Here is a 16630-nt window from a genome sequence, read left to right on the forward strand (position 1 = left end):
ATATACAATGATAAAAAAAGGTTTTTTAGCGTTTTCTTTAGTAACGCTTTTATTAGCACCCTTAAGTGCAACAGATTTTAGTAAAAAAAGTGATTTAGACTTGGCAAAAATGGCTGGAATTGTTGCTCCAAAAGATATTGTAGATTATAAAAAAGAGTTGAGAAAACGCATGAAAGCGATGCCTAAAGAAAAGCGAGCTGAGTTTCACAAGCAGTTACATGAATATGCGATTAAAAATACTGATGATATGACCGTGGCAGAATTTGAGGCACGCAGAAAAGCGATTAAAGAAGAGCTTGATAAGCACAACATGAAAGATACGGATAAAGAGCTTGGTTTAAAATCTTGCGATTGTGGTAAAAAAAAGAACGCTACTAAGAGTGAGAAAGCAAAAGAGCTTGGTTTAAAATCTTGTGATTGTGGTAAAAAACATAAGCATGAGCAAGAAAAACATGAGGATAAAGAACACCACTAAGAGTTAAGACAATCCCTTTTTAAGCTTTTAAAGGGTTTTGTTTTGGCTCCATAACCTATAAAATTTGCCTTACGAAACTGAGAGCGTAATTAAAGCATAAAAAGCTACATAGGGTTTGTATAAAAATACTATCAATACGGAACTCACATTGTTATGAGAAACATAGAAGCTGCTGAAGGACATTAAAAAAGATAAATACATGCAATTTGGTGTCTAAAAATACGAAAGCTCCTTGCAAAAAACTTTTCCATAAGTTTAGTATGGTAAGAATTTTTATTTTTGTTCTTGTTTTATTTGAAATGCAAAAAAGTATTTTTTAATGTTGTTCTAGCAAGGTTTAATTATTTTTGGAACAATTTTTGCTTTATTTTGCATAGATTGAATTTATTTTATTAAAGGATAGCCATGCTTAGGTCTTTATGGTCTGGTGTTAATGGAATGCAAGCCCATCAAATTGCTTTAGATATTGAGAGTAATAATATCGCTAATGTAAACACTACTGGTTTTAAATATTCTAGGGCGTCTTTTGTGGATATGCTCTCTCAAGTCAAACTCATTGCTACTGCACCCTATAAAAATGGTTTAGCAGGACAGAATGATTTTTCTGTGGGTCTTGGGGTAGGCGTGGATGCGACCACAAAAATCTTTTCACAAGGTAATATCCAAAACACTGATGTAAAAACGGATTTAGCGATTCAAGGCGATGGCTTTTTTATCATTAGCCCTGATAGGGGGGTTACTCGTAATTTCACTAGAGATGGGGAGTTTTTATTTGATGCGCAAGGGAGCTTGGTTACTACCGGTGGGCTTGTGGTGCAAGGCTGGGTTAGAAATGGCACAGACACAGGCACTAAAGGGAGCGATACTGATGCTTTAAAAGTGGATAATACCGGTCCTTTAGAAAATATTAGAATTGACCCCGGTATGGTTATGCCAGCAAGAGCGAGTAATCGCATTTCTATGCGAGCGAATTTAAACGCTGGAAGGCATGCTGATGAAACAGCGAGTATTTTTGCCCTAGATTCTTCTGCTAAAACCCCATCAGATGGCATTAGCCCTATGTATGACTCTAGCACGAATTTAACGCAAGTAGCAGAGGATATGGGCTCTTTATATAATGAAGATGGCGATGCCTTTTTATTGAATGAAAATCAAGGGGTTTGGGTGAGTTATAAAAGCTCTGTGATGAAAAAAGACATCGCACCCTCTGCAGAGAATAACACGCTTGAATTAAACGGCACTAAGATTTCTTTCACTAACGATTCAGCAGTCAGCAGAACTTCAAGCCTAGTAGCAGCTCAAAACGCTATCAATGCGGTAAAAAATCAAACCGGTATTGAGGCGTATTTAGATGGCACGCAATTACGCTTGGAAAATAAAAACGAATTAGATGGCGATGAAAAGCTTAAAAACATTGTGGTAACTAAAGCAGGAACAGGAGCGTTTTCTAATTTCGCAGAAGGGGATAAAGATGTAACAGCCTTTAAATATAGCTATACGCATTCTATTAGCCCTAATGCAGAGAACGGACAATTTAGAACCACTGATGAATTGCGTGCGTTAATCCAACATGACGCTAACATTATTAAAGACCCTACAATGGCGGACAATTATAAAGATTCAGCCGCCTCTGTGGGGGTTACGGTAAATCAATTTGGTATGTTTGAAATCAATAATAAAGATAATGGTAACGCCACTAAAGAAAACCTTAATATCTTTGTGAGTGGGTATTCTTCTGGAACCGTAACCAATAATGTCTTGTTTAAAAACACGATGAAAGGGCTTAATACGGCTTCTTTAATTGAGGGGGGTGCGGTAGCTAGTAGCTCTAGGATAACGCACGCTACCCATGCCACTAGCATTGATATTGTAGATAGTTTGGGTTCTAAACACACTTTAAGGATTGAGTTTTATAGAAGTGGGGGGGCAGAATGGAATTTTAGAGCGATTGTGCCTGAACCTGCAGAATTAGTAGGAGGCTCTGCTACTCGTCCTAATGTGTTTGAAGGGGGGCGTTTGCGTTTTAATAATGACGGCTCTTTAGCTGGCATGAATCCGCCTCTTTTACAATTCAATCCTAAAAATGGTGCGGATTCTCCTCAACGCATTAATTTAGCCTTTGGTTCATCAGGGAGCTTTGATGGATTAACAAGCGTAGATAAGATTTCTGAAACTTATGCGATTGAGCAAAATGGCTATCAAGCGGGCGATTTAATGGATGTGCGTTTTGATTCTGATGGCGTGCTTTTAGGGGCGTTTAGTAATGGTAGAACTTTGGCTCTAGCTCAAGTGGCTTTGGCGAATTTTGCTAATGATGCGGGCTTACAGGCACTAGGGGGAAATGTCTTTTCTCAAACGGGTAACTCAGGACAGGCTTTAATAGGTGCGGCAAACACAGGGCGTAGGGGTTCTGTTTCTGGCTCTAAACTAGAATCTAGTAATGTGGATTTAAGCCGTAGTTTAACGAATTTGATTGTGGTTCAAAGAGGATTTCAAGCTAACTCTAAAGCAGTAACTACATCAGATCAAATCCTTAACACCCTATTAAATCTTAAGCAATAAGATAAAAAATTACCCTATTACAATATAATAGGGGTTTGAATTTTTTTAATTAAGGTTTAGTATGCATGAATACTCAGTCGTTTCTTCTTTAATCACGCTCTGTGAAGAGCATGCTAAGAAAAATCAAGCCCATAAGATTGAAAGAGTGGTGGTGGGCATTGGCGAAAGAAGCGGAATGGATAAGAGCTTGTTTGTGAGTGCGTTTGAGACTTTTAGAGAAGAGTCTTTGGTGTGTAAAGATGCCATTTTAGATATTGTAGATGAAAAGATTGAGCTAGAATGCAAAGATTGTTCGCATGTTTTTAAACCTAACACTTTGGATTATGGGGTGTGCGAAAAATGTCAGGGTAAGAATGTGAGTATCACTCAGGGTAATGAAATGCGTTTGTTGTCTTTAGAAATGTTAGGAGAGTGATTACTAGAGAATTACTATGTGTAAAACAAACGAAGAACTTGAGGCAGAGCTTAGAACTTACGAAAAAGAAATCGCAGAATCTAAAGAGGCTTTAAAAAAAATGCGCCTTGAGTTGGCGCATACCCAAAAGGTTTTTCAAAAAAAAATGTTGGCTTTAGAGAATATCAAGCAAGAACTCCAAAAAGAAAAAAGCCAGCAAGAAACTTTGCGTTTGGACAAAAGGCTCCCCTTAGAAAATAAAGACATTAAAGAAATTGTCTTACCTTGTGTGCTTGAGGAGGTTGAAGTCTATGATAAAGATAATACGATTATGGTCGCTAAACCTCTAAAGCGCTTGTTTAGTGAAGAGCTTTATTTACAATATCGTAGTTTATTGCGTGAAAATAAGATACTAAAAAACCAATTATCTAAAAAGGATTTTGAAATTTCAGTGCTAAAAATTGAACTAAGAGACATGCACAAAGAAATTCAACTTTATCAAAACCAAAACCTTTTAAAGGACGAGTAATGCCTACTATTTTAGTGAGTGCTTTAGAGGTAAGCTCTAATGTGCATTTAAAAGAGTTGCAAAAATTTTTACCTAAAGATTATCGTTTTATTGGAGTGTTTGAGGGAGAGAATGCACTCTATAGTCCTAGAGAATTTTCTATCATGGGTTTTAGAGATGTTATAGGGCGTTTAGGATTTTTATTAAAAGCCCATAAAGAAATGGTTAAATTAGCTAAACAAGCAGATTTAGTGCTTTTAATGGATTCATCTTCTTTTAATATACCTTTAGCTAAAAAAATCAAAAAACAAGACCCTAGTAAAAAAATTATTTATTATATTTTACCGCAAGTTTGGGCATGGAAAAAATGGCGTGCTAAAAGCATTGAAAAACATTGCGATTTTTTGGGAGCGATTTTGCCTTTTGAAACGAGCTATTACCAAAAAAAGGCTCAGTATGTAGGACACCCCTTATTAGATGAGATTAAATATCGCAAAGAAAGCTCTAAGGGCGAGGGACTAGTTTTTATGCCCGGGAGCAGAAAAACTGAAATCGCTAAAATATTTCCTTTATTTGTAGAAGTGGCTAAGATTTTAGAGCGAGATGAGGGCTTAAAAAAGCGTGTGTTAGTTGTGCCGAGTTTTTTTAAAGACTTAGATTTAAAAGCTCTTTATGGAAAAGATATTGAATTGTTTGAAATCTCTTATGATGCCCATAAGAGTTTGCATGAAGCAGAGTTTGCATTCATTTGTAGTGGCACAGCGACTTTGGAGGCAAGTCTTATTGGCACGCCCTTTGTATTAGCGTATAGAGCCAAAAAAGTTGATTTTTTAATTGCTAGAATTTTTGTAAATTTGCATTATATAGGATTAGCTAATATTTTTTATAACGCTTTAAATGGCGAAAAAGCTGGGCTTGGAAAAACTAAATTACATGAAGAATTAATCCAGCATTTTTTGAGTGTAGAAAGTTTGTTAAAGGCTTATAAAAATATGGATAGAGAGCATTATTTTAAAGAAAGTTTGAGATTAAGAGAATATTTAGGTAGTGGGAGTGCCAATAATATCGCTAAAGAGATAGCTTTCATGCTAAATTAACCTAATTTTTATTATAATCTCTACTTCGTAAGCTTAGGAGATTAAATGAATAAAGAACCTATGAGTATGCATGGATACAATAAGATTTGTGCAGAATTAAAACAACTAAAAGAAATTGAACGCCCTAATATCGTAAAAGAAATTGATATTGCTAGAGGACATGGGGATTTAAAAGAAAATGCCGAATACCATGCCGCTAAAGAAAAGCAACGCTTTATTGAGGCAAGAATTGTTGATTTAAGCGAGATTGTTGCTAACGCTCAAGTGATTGACCCAAGCACCTTGGCACATAATAAAGTGAGTTTTGGAAGCACGGTTAAAATTCTTAATTTAGATAATGATAAAGAGTTTTCTTATACGATAGTAGGGAGTGTAGAGAGTAATCCAACTAAAGGGTTAATTTCTTTTGGTTCGCCTATTGCAAAAAGTTTAATAGGCAAGAGTAAGGGCGATGAAGTAACAATCCAGCTGCCTAGTGGGGAAAGCGATTTTGAAATTTTAGATATTTGTTATAAAGAGATTTGCTTTGATGAAAATTAAAATACAAAAAATCCATTCAAATGCCATTATTCCTAAGTATCAAACAGAAGGTTCTTCGGGCTTTGATTTGCATGCAATAGAAGATGTGGTAATTAAATCTCATAGCGTTGGGTTGGTTGCTACGGGGTTATGTTTAGCTCTAGAAGAGGGGTATGAGTTGCAAGTGCGAACTCGTAGTGGTCTAGCTTTAAAAAATCAAATAATGGTGTTAAATTCTCCCGGAACCGTGGATAATGATTATAGGGGCGAGATTAAGGTTATTTTAGCAAATTTTAGCGATCAAGATTTCAAAGTTCAAGTAGGTGATAGGATTGCTCAGGGTGTGGTTCAAAAGACTTATAAAGCAGAATTTTTAGAATGCGAAAAATTAGATGAAACTTCAAGAGGTAGTGGGGGATTTGGTAGCACAGGAGTGAGTAAAGAATGAGTATTAAAAGTGAGTTAGAACAAGTCAAAGCGGAATTTAAAAGCGATGAAAAGTTGCTAGAGGGGGCTTTTAGGATTGAAAAATTTTATAAGCGTTATAAATGGATATTATTATTTATTGTTGTAGCTGTAATTGCCTATTTTGGCGACCAGAAGTTGCAAACCTATCAACAACAGCAAAAAAGCGAGCGAATCACACAGATTTATAATGAAGTGTTGGAAAATCCTAATAACCTAGCTTTACAAGAGAGACTCAAAGAAACAGCACCCGAACTCTATGATTTGTATCAGTTTTCTATAGCAAGCAAGCAAAATGATGCTCAAATATTAAAAGGTTTGTTACAATCTTCTAATGAAGTGGTTAAAATCCTTGCGAATTATACTTATGCCTCTCTTACTGAAAATAAGAGTTTGCTTAAAAATAGTCCTATACTCAAGGAATTAAGCGCTTTGCAAGAGGTAGGGCTACTCTATAAAGAAAATTCTAAAGATTCCATTATGCAAGCCCATAAGATACTAGGGACTATCCCTCTAAATTCCTCTTTGTATGCCATGATTTCTATTTTAAAACATTATGGAGCGACGCAGTCTTCTAAGGTAGAAAAACCTTTAAAACAAGAAAACTCAAAGAGTTCCAACACTCAAGGAAAACATTAATCTTTATGAACAGACAATTTCTAATCCTATTGGTATTCATTCTTTTTGCAGGTTGTAATACTAGGAAATACTTTAGACCACCTAGCTATATGATTAAAGGTGAAGTAGGGTTTTCTAGCACTTTGCAAGAAAGTATAACTTCTTCTAACCGCTATGGAGCGGTGCTAAAAAATGGCGTTGTGATTGATTCTAATGGCATGACGCAATTAAAAATCGGTAAGAATTTTAATTATGAAAGCAGTTTTTTGAATGAAAGCCAAGGCTATTTTATCTTAGCTCAAGATTGCCTTAATAAAAAAGAAAGCAAGTCTAGGGCTAAAAAAACCAAAGAAACCGATATTAAGCTTAAAGGTGTTAAAGAAGAAGTTAATGATAAGTCATGCCACCAATTAGAGCTTATCAATAACGACCCTAAATCCACACAAAAGTCTATTATAATACCTTTAGAAACCTTTGCTTTAAGTGCGAGTGTTAAGGGTAATGTTTTGGCAGTTGTTTTGGCGGATAACTCAGCCAATCTATATGATATTACTTCAAAAAAATTGCTTTTTAGTGAAAAAGGCACACCAAGCACAGCGATTAATTCTTTAATGGCTATGCCTATTTTTATGGATACGGTAGTGGTTTTTCCTATGTTAGATGGGCGTTTATTAGTAGTAGATTATGTGCATGGAGACCCTACACCTATTAGAAATATTGTTATCCATAGTGAAAAGTTTTTTAATAATGTAACTTATCTTATTGTAGATGGGGATAATATGATAGCCTCAACGGGCAAGCGGATTTTATCTGTAGTGAGCGGTCAAGAGTTTACTTATGAGGGAGATGTTTTAGATTTGCTCTACAATAAAGGCCGTTTGTATGTGCTGACTTTAGATGGACAGATTTTACAAATGGATAGAACTCTAAGGGAATTAAACAGCGTTAAATTGCCCTTTGCCTCTTTAAGCACGATTGTATTAAAAGATAATAAGCTTTATTCTTTAGAAAAGCGTGGTTATGTAGTGGAGATAGACCTAGACCACTATGATGTGTATAAAATTTATAAGATTATGCCAACAAAACGCTTGAATAAAGGGATTTTTTATGATAAGAATCGTGTGTATTATGATCGCTATTATTTAGATTATAACGCTTTTAAGCCAAAACTTTATCCCACTAGACCTATGCCTATACCTAAACCAACAAAGCATAAAACAAAGTACAAGCATAAAGAATAGCTCATGGTTTTATGTGATATAGGCAATACGCATATTCATTTTGCAGAAGGTTATAGGCTGTTTTCAAGCACTAAAGAAAATTTAAAGCACTTGAATATTGAAGGTGAAATTTTTTATATTAGCGTGAATAATGAAAATGAAAAAGCTCTTTTAAATGTTTATCCTAGTGCTAAAAATATTGCAGAATTTTTTAGTTTAGAAACAGACTATGTAGGGCTTGGGATAGACAGACAAATGGCATGTTTAGCTGTGAGTAATGGGGTTGTGGTAGATGCTGGAAGTGCGATTACTATTGATATAGTAAAAGATAGCAAGCATTTGGGGGGGTGTATTCTACCCGGTCTAGCTCAATATATTCATGCCTATAAAGCGAGTGCGAGTATTTTAGAGCAACCTTTCAAGGTCTTAAATTCATTAGAGATTTTACCCAAAAACACACAAGATGCCGTGAATTATGGCATCATTTCTAGTATAGTGTCTTGTATTCAAAATTTAGCACAAAATCAAAAAATCTATCTTTGTGGGGGCGATGCGAAGTTTTTGAGTGCTTTTTTGCCCCATTCAATTTGTAATGAACGACTGGTTTTTGATGGTATAGAAATCGCTCTTAAGAAAATAGGGCTTTTATGACAGATTCATTAGAGCACTTAAGTTTCTTAGGTATGTTTTTAGCTGCATTAAGCATGTCTTTAGGGCATTGTGTAGGCATGTGTGGGGGGATTGTGAGTGCGTTTAGCCAAATAAGATTTTCTAAAGTTACAAGTTTTTCTTATCAATTTATTTGTCATGCTCTTTATAATTTAGGAAGAATTAGCACTTACATGTTGCTAGGGGCTATTGTGGCAGGTTTAGGGAATGTGATTAGCGTAAGCATGTTTTTTAAGGGCGTTTTATTTATAAGCATGGGAGTGTTTTTAATCCTTTTAGCTCTATTAGGGACAAAGATAGAAAAGCTAGGTTTTCAAATTTCTTTTATTTCTACTTTGATTAAAAAAACTTTACGCTCACAAAGTGTGTTAGCCCTATATATCTTAGGCGTGTTGAATGGTTTTCTACCTTGCATGATGGTATATATGTTTTTAGCGAGCGTAGCCCTTAGTCATAGCGTGCTTATGGGGGCTATGTTAGGCCTTGCTTTTGGGCTTGGCACGAGTGTGCCATTATTTTTAATGGGAATGATTTTAAGCAGGCTCTCATATAGGAAGTTTTTTAATGTTGTATCTAAAATTTTAATCTTTGTCTTTGGGGTTTATGTCTTTTATATGGGGGTTATGCTAATCAATCATAAAATGCCCCATTCTAACCACCATCAATCCAATCATTCTAGCGAGATTCACCAACATGAACACCACTAATAAGGCACTGTTTTTAGATAGAGATGGCATTATCAATATTGATAAGGGCTATGTGTATAAAAAAGAAGATTTTGAATTTCAAAAGGGCATTTTTGAATTATTAAGCCATGCTAAAGATTTAGGCTATAAACTTCTTTTAATCACCAATCAATCCGGCATTAATCGTGGCTATTATACGCTCAAAGACTTTGAAAAACTCACAGAGTATCTCCAAGAAAATTTATTAAAAAATTTAGGTTTTTCTTTAGATGGCATTTATTTTTGCCCGCATACGCCACAAGAAAATTGCGAGTGTAGAAAACCAAAACCACTTTTAATTTTACAAGCCACTAAAGAACACAACATCAATTTGGAACAATCTTTTATGATAGGCGATAAAGAAAGTGATGTTATGGCAGGTTTGAATGCGAAAGTCAAAAACAATATTTTACTCACAACAAACCCTTTAAAAACTTCTCATTCTTGGATACAATGTAAAGATTTTAAAGAAATGATTGATTATATCAAATTAAGGACAAAAAATGCGTTATATTGATGATGAACTAGAGAATAAAACCATTTTAATTACAGGTGGAGCAGGCTTTATAGGCAGTAATTTAGCCTTTTATTTTCAAAATAACCACCCTAAAGCTAAAGTAATTGTTTTAGATAAATTTCGTAACAACACACTTTTAAGCAATCATCGCCCAAGCTCCTTGGGACATTTTAAGAATTTAATCGGTTTTAAGGGTGAAATTATCACAGCAGATATTAACAACCCTTTGGATTTAAGGCGTTTAGAAAATCTGCATTTTGATTATTTATTCCATCAAGCGGCTATTTCTGATACGACCGTTCTAGACCAAGAATTAGTGATGAAAACAAATTATCAAGCTTTTTTAAGGCTTTTAGAAATTACTAATAGAAAAAAGGCAAAAGTGATTTATGCGTCTTCAGCAGGCACTTATGGTAACACCAAAGCCCCAAATAGAGTAGGCTTTGGTGAAAATCCAAAGAATGTCTATGGGTTTTCTAAACTTTGCATGGACGAATATATCCGCTCTAATCAAAATGATAGTATTCAAGTGGGCTTACGCTATTTTAATGTCTATGGACCTAGAGAATTTTATAAAGAAAAAACCGCTTCTATGATTTTACAACTAGCTTTACAAGCTATGGAATTTAAAGAAGTCAAGCTTTTTGAATTTGGCGAGCAATTAAGAGACTTTGTCTATATTGAAGATGTTATTCAAGCAAATGTAAAAGCTATGAAAGCTCAAAAAAGTGGGATTTATAATGTGGGCTATTCAGAAGCAAGAAGTTATAATGATATTATTAAAATTTTAAAAGAGCATTTGGGGGACTTTAAAGTTACTTATATTAAAAATCCTTATAGTTTCTTTCAAGAGCATACGCAAGCTGATATTGAACCCACTTCACTAGATTTAGATTATACGCCTTTATATGATTTAGAAAGTGGTATCAAAGATTATTTGCCCCATATTCATATGATTTTTAAAGAACAACACACATGAAACAAATTTTAGTCGTAGGGGATTTAATCGCAGATTATTATTTATGGGGGAAGAGTGAACGCATTTCGCCTGAAGCCCCTGTGCCTGTTTTAGAAGTTAAAAAAGAGAGCAAGAATTTAGGCGGAGCCGCTAATGTGGCTAACAATCTTATTTCTTTAGGAGTAAAAGTTTTTTTATGTGGGGTAATAGGAGATGATTTAGAAGGCAAGCATTTTCTTAATGCCCTAAGAGTAAGAAATGTTGAGACCACAGGTGTTTTAACTGATAGCACCCGTTGCACCACATTAAAAACTCGCATTATCGCACAAAATCAGCAAATTGTGCGTGTGGATAAGGAAAATAAAGACCCTTTAAATGCTACTTTAAGAAAATGCCTTTTAGATTTTATCACAGAAAAAATTAAAGAAATTGATGGCATTATTCTTTCAGATTATAATAAGGGCGTGCTAGATTTTGAGCTAACTCAAGAAATTATTGCTCTAGCTAACAAACACCATAAACTTATTTTATGCGACCCTAAGGGGAAAGATTATAGTAAATATTCTTATGCGAGTTTGATTACACCTAATCGTGCTGAGTTAGAGCAAGCTCTTCATTTGAATTTAAATAGCCATACGAATTTATTGAAAGCTCTTAAAATCTTAGCAGAAACTTACCACATTGCTATTCCTTTGGTAACTTTAAGCGAACAAGGCATCGCTTTCTTAGAAAAAGACACGCTTATTAATTGCCCTACGATTGCTAAAGAAGTTTATGATGTAACGGGTGCTGGCGATACAGTGATTGCATCTTTAATGCTCTCTTTATTAGAGACAAAGAATATCAAAGAAGCTTGTGAGTTTGCCAATGCTGCTGCTGCTGTAGTGGTTACTAAAGTGGGGAGCGCGTTAGCAAGTTTAGAAGAAATCGCTTTAATTTTAAATCAAACCCACCCTAAAATCATTTCTTTAGAAAAGCTTTTAAAAATCTTAGAACACACCAAACAAAAGATTGTTTTTACCAATGGCTGTTTTGATATTCTTCATAAAGGGCATGCGAGTTATTTGCAAAAAGCCAAAGCTTTAGGGGATATTCTTATTGTAGGGTTAAATAGTGATGATTCTATCAAAAGACTTAAGGGAGAGAATCGCCCTATAATCGCCCAAGATGATAGAGCGTTTCTTTTAGCGAGTTTGTCTTGTGTGGATTATATTGTAATCTTTGAAGAAGATACGCCAAAAGAATTGATAAAAGCCATAAAACCTGATATTTTAGTTAAGGGAGCGGATTATCTCAATCAAGAAGTAGTAGGGAGTGAATTTGCTAAAGAAGTGCGTTTGATTGAGCTTGAGGAAGGGCGTTCTACAAGTAAAATTATAGAAAAAATTACAAGGACATACAATGACTAATTTAATAGAGCAAGAATTTTTAGCCCATAAAGAAGCGTTAGAAAAAAGCTTACAAAGCTTGCAAGCAACTTTAACTCAAAGCATTCGTCTTTTGATAGAAACCTTAGAAAATCAAGGGAAAATCCTTATTTGTGGTAATGGGGGGAGTGCGAGCGATGCGCAACATTTTGCTGCAGAATTAACAGGGCGTTATAAATTAGAGAGAAAGGGCTTGAGTGCCATAAGCCTTAATACGGATACTTCAGCACTCACTGCTATTGCGAATGATTATGGCTATGAAGAAGTGTTTGCTAGACAATTAGAAGCATTAGGAACGCAAAAAGATGTTTTAATAGGGATTTCTACGAGCGGAAATTCCAAAAATATCTTAAAGGCTTATAAAAAAGCAAAAGATTTGGGGATTAAAACTCTTAGTTTAGTGGGGCGTGATGGCGGGAAGATGAGAGAACTAAGTGATATAGCCCTTATTGTGCCTAATAATGATACACCAAGAATCCAAGAAATCCATATTCTTATTATTCACATTTTGTGTGATTGTATTGAAAGGCATTTTGCAAGCAAGAATTAAATTTTTTATTTTATTATGATATTAGGCAGGGTATTTTGACAGGAAAAACAGATGGATTTCTGAGTGTAAAACAAGCGAGTGTTTTTGCAAGCGAATATCTGAATAAAAATGTTACCTCTTCTAATATTTCATACCTAATTCAATATGGACTAATTAAAAAGTATGAAATTGACAAGAAGACCTTCATAGCTCAAAAGGATTTGGTGCAGTATTATCAGCAATATAAGGATAGAAGGCAAAATGATTATAAAACTAAATTGGGCGATGATTTAAATTGGAATTTATCTTTTGAACATTTGAAAGAAAAAGACACCACAAAACATGTGCATAGATTACACCCCTATAAGGGTAAATTTATTCCTCAGCTTGTAGAGTATTTTTTAGACAATCATACAGACGACTTTAAAAGGGAAGTCATTTTTAAAAAAGGTGATATTATTTTAGACCCTTTTTGTGGCAGTGGCACAACATTAGTTCAGGCTAATGAGCTAAGCATGCATGCTGTGGGTATAGATATTAGCTTATTTAATGCACTCATTTCAAATGTGAAAATTAAAGAGTTTGATTTGAAAGAATTAGATAAGCAATTAAAAAAAATAACTAACTCTTTAAAAGATTATATTCTCAAAAATTCAAATCTGGTTTTTGACAAAGAATTATTAGAGGAGCTGAATGTTTTTAATCAGCAGTATTTTCCCTCGCCAGAATTTAAGATTAAAGTCAGACAAAAACAAATCAATGAAAAAGAATATGCTTTGATTAAAGAGCAAGAATTTAATCTAATCTTTAAAGCATTACAGCAAAAATATCCATTGAAAATTAAACAAGATGATACCAACTCTTTTTTAGGGCAATGGTATTTAGAGCCTATTAAAAAAGAAATAGACTTTGTTTTTAAAGAATTAAAACAAGTTAAAAATAAGTGTTTGCAAGAAATTATTAGTGTGATATTAAGCCGCACTTTAAGAAGTTGTCGTGCTACTACTCACTCAGATTTAGCTACTTTGAAAGAGCCTGTCATAAAACCTTATTATTGTAAAAAACACGCTAAAATTTGTAAGCCCTTATTCTCTATAATTTCTTGGTGGGAACGTTATTGTAAAGATGCTTTAAGGCGTTTGAAAGAATTTCAGTCTTTAAAAACCGATACTGTGCAAATTTGCTTGCAGGGCGATAGCAGAACAATTGGTATAATCAAGGCTATTGAAAAAGAAAATAAAAAATTAGCAACACTAATTAAAAAGCAAAAAATTAGAGGAATTTTTTCTAGTCCACCTTATGTGGGATTGATTGATTATCACAATCAACATGCCTATGCTTATGATTTATTTAATTTTGAGCGAAATGATGACTTAGAAATTGGTCCTTTGTTTAAGGGTCAAGGATTACTTGCAAAACAATCCTATATTGATAATATGGCACAAGTTTTAAACAATGTAAAACAATATTTGCAAATTGATTATGATATATTTTTAGTGGCAAATGATAAATTTAATCTATATCCAGAAATTGCAAAAAAAGCTAATATGCAAATTATCAAAGAATACAAGCGTCCCGTATTAAATCGCACAGAAATTGATAAGTCTGCTTATGCAGAGATTATTTTTCATTTAAAGGAAAAATAAAAAATGGCATTAGATAAAAGCGTGAAAGAAAAAATAGCTATAGAGGTTATTAAGACACTTGTTAGCAGATTTGATAATTTTCCTAATGAATGCTCTTTAAATAGAAACGCACCCTTTCATACAGCCTTTTTAAATGCGTTTAAAGATAAATTTTCTAACAAAGTTTCTGATATGGAATTTTTTATTTCGCTAAGCAGTTGGATGCATGGTCTTAATACAACACTTGGCCAAGCTTTTTTTGAAAATATTGCTCACCATATTAGTCATGGCGAAAAAAGAGAATATACTTCTAAGCGACTGGGCAATTTAAAAATATCACAGATCCAAAGAAATAATATTGCTCGAATTATTGCTAATTTGAGCACTTCTGCTACAAAACCTAATCTAGAGCATGAAAATAAATTGTTGTTTTATGATTATGATGATTTTAAAATTGATGCGATGGATTTTTCAGCAGATATTTTTATTGAAGAGAATAATGCTATTTATGCCATTGAATTAAAGTCTGTAAAGCCAAATTCTGGAGAAATGAGAGGTGAGAAACAAAAAATATTAGAAGCTAAGGCAGCTTTATTTAAAAAATTTCCTCATAAAGAGATTAAGTTTTACATAGGATTTCCTTTTGATTCTACTGTTGATTCAAAACTTGAGAAAATAAGTGGTTTTAATAAAGATAGATTTTTAAAGCAAATTATCAATATGACCAAATATTTTGATAAACAAGAGGTTTTAGTGGCTCAAGAATTTTGGGATTTCTTATCTGGCGAAAAAGAAACAATGGAACAAATTTTAGACATTATTAATCATATCTCAACAACTAATTTTATGAATCATTATTGCTATCTTATGGATACTTCTAATCGTTCTTACCAAAAGCATCAAGAAATTTTAAAAAATTGGTTTTTGATTTCCGAATTAGAATTGGTGCAAAATGATTCAATTATTAAGGAAAGAATAAGAGGAAATCAAAAATTAATAAGGATATACAATAAGCAAATATTTGAGAATAATGGGAACAAAAAAGGTGCGTATAGGTTTGATAGATATAATGAATTGAAAGGGTTGGCATGATAGAATTACGGGTATGGCTATAATTTTATGGATGGCTTGACATTAACTAGACAAATCAAGCACGCTGGATTATAATATATTTGTAAGGAGAGTAGTAAAAAATGGCACAACAATTTGATATCGGTTTAAATGCCAGCATAAATGAATTCGTTAAAAAATTTGGTATAACAAAAAATGAACAAAACGAAGCTGATATTTTTGAGGATTTTGGCAATTACATTGTTGTTTCAAACCTACTAGAAAAAGAATTAGAGGGTATAAAATCGGTTTCTACTAATAAAGCAAAAGGAATAGATGGTGTTGCAATTTTAGTAAATAGTCAACTTATTTCAGAAGAGTCTGATTTAAAAGAAATTGGTCAAAACGAGCCCATTAAGATAAAAATAGGTTTTATTCAATCAACCACACAAAGTAGTTTTGATGGAAAAAAATTTGGTGATTTTATTGACACAGTTGTTGAATTTTTGATAAACAAAATAAGTATCGAACCTTTTTCTACAATCTATAAAAAACTATTTGATGACAAAGATGGTTTTATTAATAGAATGAAAGAAACACCTCTTGTTACATTATTTTTTATTTCTGGAAAGACTTCACATAAAATATCAAATGATGATATAAACAATCAAAAAAATAAAATTACTTTAAGGGAGGATTTAAAATATAGATGCAAGTTGGAAAATATCAATTTTTTCCAAACAGAAGAAATCAAAAAACAATATAATAATATTGCTAAGTTTCATAAAACTACATTAGAGTTTGAAGAGTCTATTCAACTACCAGAGATTAATGATATAAAAATAAGTCTATTGACAACAATTAAATTTTCACAATTAAAAAAATTAATTCTAACACCAGATGGTAATTTAAGACAAAGTTTATTTGTAGAAAATATAAGAAATTATATTGGTGATACAGAAGTCAATAAGTCCATCAAAAAAACCTTAGAAGATGAAAACAAAAAATGTTATTTTCCTTTTCTCAATAATGGGTTAGTAATCATTTGTGATGAAATAGAAAGACATCCAACAAAACCAAAGTTTTTCACACTAACATTTCCTAGAATTATTAATGGTTGTCAGACAACTAATGAACTTTTTAAACAATATTCTGACAAAAATAAGAACCTTTCAGATGATATAATGGTTGTTATAAAAATACTTGCCACAAAAAACAATCAATTAAAGAGAGATATTATAATATGCGGTAAATAATCAAAACGCAATCAAT

Annotated in this window: 17 protein-coding genes and 1 pseudogene; all 18 read left to right on the forward strand. The window is 33.3% G+C overall.

What is annotated here, in order from left to right; translation table 11 throughout:
• Positions 1-10: 10 nt before the first annotated feature.
• The 18 genes and pseudogenes from C6H25_RS02835 (at position 11) to C6H25_RS08960 (ending at position 16614) form a co-directional block, all read left to right on the forward strand.
• Entirely contained in the window at positions 11-475 is a 465-nt protein-coding gene (locus tag C6H25_RS02835) for a DUF1104 domain-containing protein (RefSeq protein WP_418904542.1), read from the forward strand.
• 405 nt (positions 476-880) lie between these two features.
• On the forward strand, positions 881-3037 hold the full coding sequence (gene flgE, locus C6H25_RS02840; protein WP_104747953.1) for a flagellar hook protein FlgE: 2157 nt from the start codon (positions 881-883) through the stop codon (positions 3035-3037).
• A gap of 61 nt (positions 3038-3098) precedes the next feature.
• On the forward strand, positions 3099-3452 hold the full coding sequence (gene hypA / locus C6H25_RS02845; protein ID WP_104747954.1) for a hydrogenase/urease nickel incorporation protein HypA: 354 nt from the start codon (positions 3099-3101) through the stop codon (positions 3450-3452).
• A 16-nt stretch (positions 3453-3468) separates the two neighbouring features.
• Positions 3469-3960 carry a nickel-binding protein Mua gene (mua, locus tag C6H25_RS02850; RefSeq protein WP_104747955.1) on the forward strand — a complete coding sequence of 164 codons (492 nt, stop codon included), beginning with the start codon at positions 3469-3471 and terminating at the stop codon, positions 3958-3960.
• Positions 3960-5036, forward strand: coding sequence for a lipid-A-disaccharide synthase (lpxB, locus tag C6H25_RS02855; protein ID WP_104747956.1), 1077 nt, complete (start codon positions 3960-3962; stop codon positions 5034-5036). Before mua ends, lpxB begins: the two co-directional genes overlap by 1 nt.
• Positions 5037-5081: 45 nt before the next feature.
• Positions 5082-5576, forward strand: a complete 495-nt coding sequence (gene greA / locus C6H25_RS02860; RefSeq protein WP_104747957.1) for a transcription elongation factor GreA — start codon at positions 5082-5084, stop codon at positions 5574-5576.
• Positions 5566-6003: a dUTP diphosphatase gene (dut, locus tag C6H25_RS02865; RefSeq protein WP_104747958.1), complete on the forward strand. Its 438-nt coding sequence runs from the start codon at positions 5566-5568 to the stop codon at positions 6001-6003. The genes greA and dut overlap by 11 nt, the downstream gene beginning before the upstream one ends.
• Positions 6000-6659 carry a hypothetical protein gene (locus tag C6H25_RS02870; RefSeq protein ID WP_104747959.1) on the forward strand — a complete coding sequence of 220 codons (660 nt, stop codon included), beginning with the start codon at positions 6000-6002 and terminating at the stop codon, positions 6657-6659. The genes dut and C6H25_RS02870 overlap by 4 nt, the downstream gene beginning before the upstream one ends.
• Before the next feature lie 5 nt (positions 6660-6664).
• Positions 6665-7816, forward strand: a pseudogene (locus C6H25_RS02875) (hypothetical protein); the annotation flags it as partial.
• A gap of 66 nt (positions 7817-7882) precedes the next feature.
• A complete protein-coding gene (locus tag C6H25_RS02880; protein ID WP_104747961.1) occupies positions 7883-8509 on the forward strand; it encodes a type III pantothenate kinase in 627 nt (208 codons plus the stop codon).
• Complete coding sequence (locus tag C6H25_RS02885; protein ID WP_104747962.1) at positions 8506-9234, forward strand: sulfite exporter TauE/SafE family protein; 729 nt, start codon at positions 8506-8508, stop codon at positions 9232-9234. Before C6H25_RS02880 ends, C6H25_RS02885 begins: the two co-directional genes overlap by 4 nt.
• Positions 9221-9769 (forward strand): D-glycero-beta-D-manno-heptose 1,7-bisphosphate 7-phosphatase, encoded by a 549-nt coding sequence (gene gmhB / locus C6H25_RS02890; protein WP_104747963.1) that lies wholly within the window; start codon positions 9221-9223, stop codon positions 9767-9769. The genes C6H25_RS02885 and gmhB overlap by 14 nt, the downstream gene beginning before the upstream one ends.
• A complete protein-coding gene (gene rfaD, locus C6H25_RS02895; protein WP_104747964.1) occupies positions 9756-10748 on the forward strand; it encodes an ADP-glyceromanno-heptose 6-epimerase in 993 nt (330 codons plus the stop codon). The genes gmhB and rfaD overlap by 14 nt, the downstream gene beginning before the upstream one ends.
• The gene (gene rfaE1, locus C6H25_RS02900) at positions 10745-12136 is read left to right on the forward strand and encodes a D-glycero-beta-D-manno-heptose-7-phosphate kinase (protein WP_104747965.1); all 1392 of its coding nucleotides are present in this window, start codon (positions 10745-10747) and stop codon (positions 12134-12136) included. The genes rfaD and rfaE1 overlap by 4 nt, the downstream gene beginning before the upstream one ends.
• Complete coding sequence (gene gmhA / locus C6H25_RS02905; RefSeq protein WP_104747966.1) at positions 12129-12704, forward strand: D-sedoheptulose 7-phosphate isomerase; 576 nt, start codon at positions 12129-12131, stop codon at positions 12702-12704. The genes rfaE1 and gmhA overlap by 8 nt, the downstream gene beginning before the upstream one ends.
• Before the next feature lie 35 nt (positions 12705-12739).
• Positions 12740-14329: a DNA methyltransferase gene (locus tag C6H25_RS02910; protein ID WP_104747967.1), complete on the forward strand. Its 1590-nt coding sequence runs from the start codon at positions 12740-12742 to the stop codon at positions 14327-14329.
• 3 nt (positions 14330-14332) lie between these two features.
• The gene (locus C6H25_RS02915; protein WP_104747968.1) at positions 14333-15400 is read left to right on the forward strand and encodes a TdeIII family type II restriction endonuclease; all 1068 of its coding nucleotides are present in this window, start codon (positions 14333-14335) and stop codon (positions 15398-15400) included.
• A gap of 101 nt (positions 15401-15501) precedes the next feature.
• A complete protein-coding gene (locus C6H25_RS08960) occupies positions 15502-16614 on the forward strand; it encodes an AIPR family protein (RefSeq protein WP_199768922.1) in 1113 nt (370 codons plus the stop codon).
• Positions 16615-16630: the final 16 nt, after the last annotated feature.

Source organism: Helicobacter cetorum (genome assembly GCF_900198405.1).
In the GTDB taxonomy this organism is placed as follows: Bacteria; Campylobacterota; Campylobacteria; order Campylobacterales; family Helicobacteraceae; genus Helicobacter; species Helicobacter cetorum_C.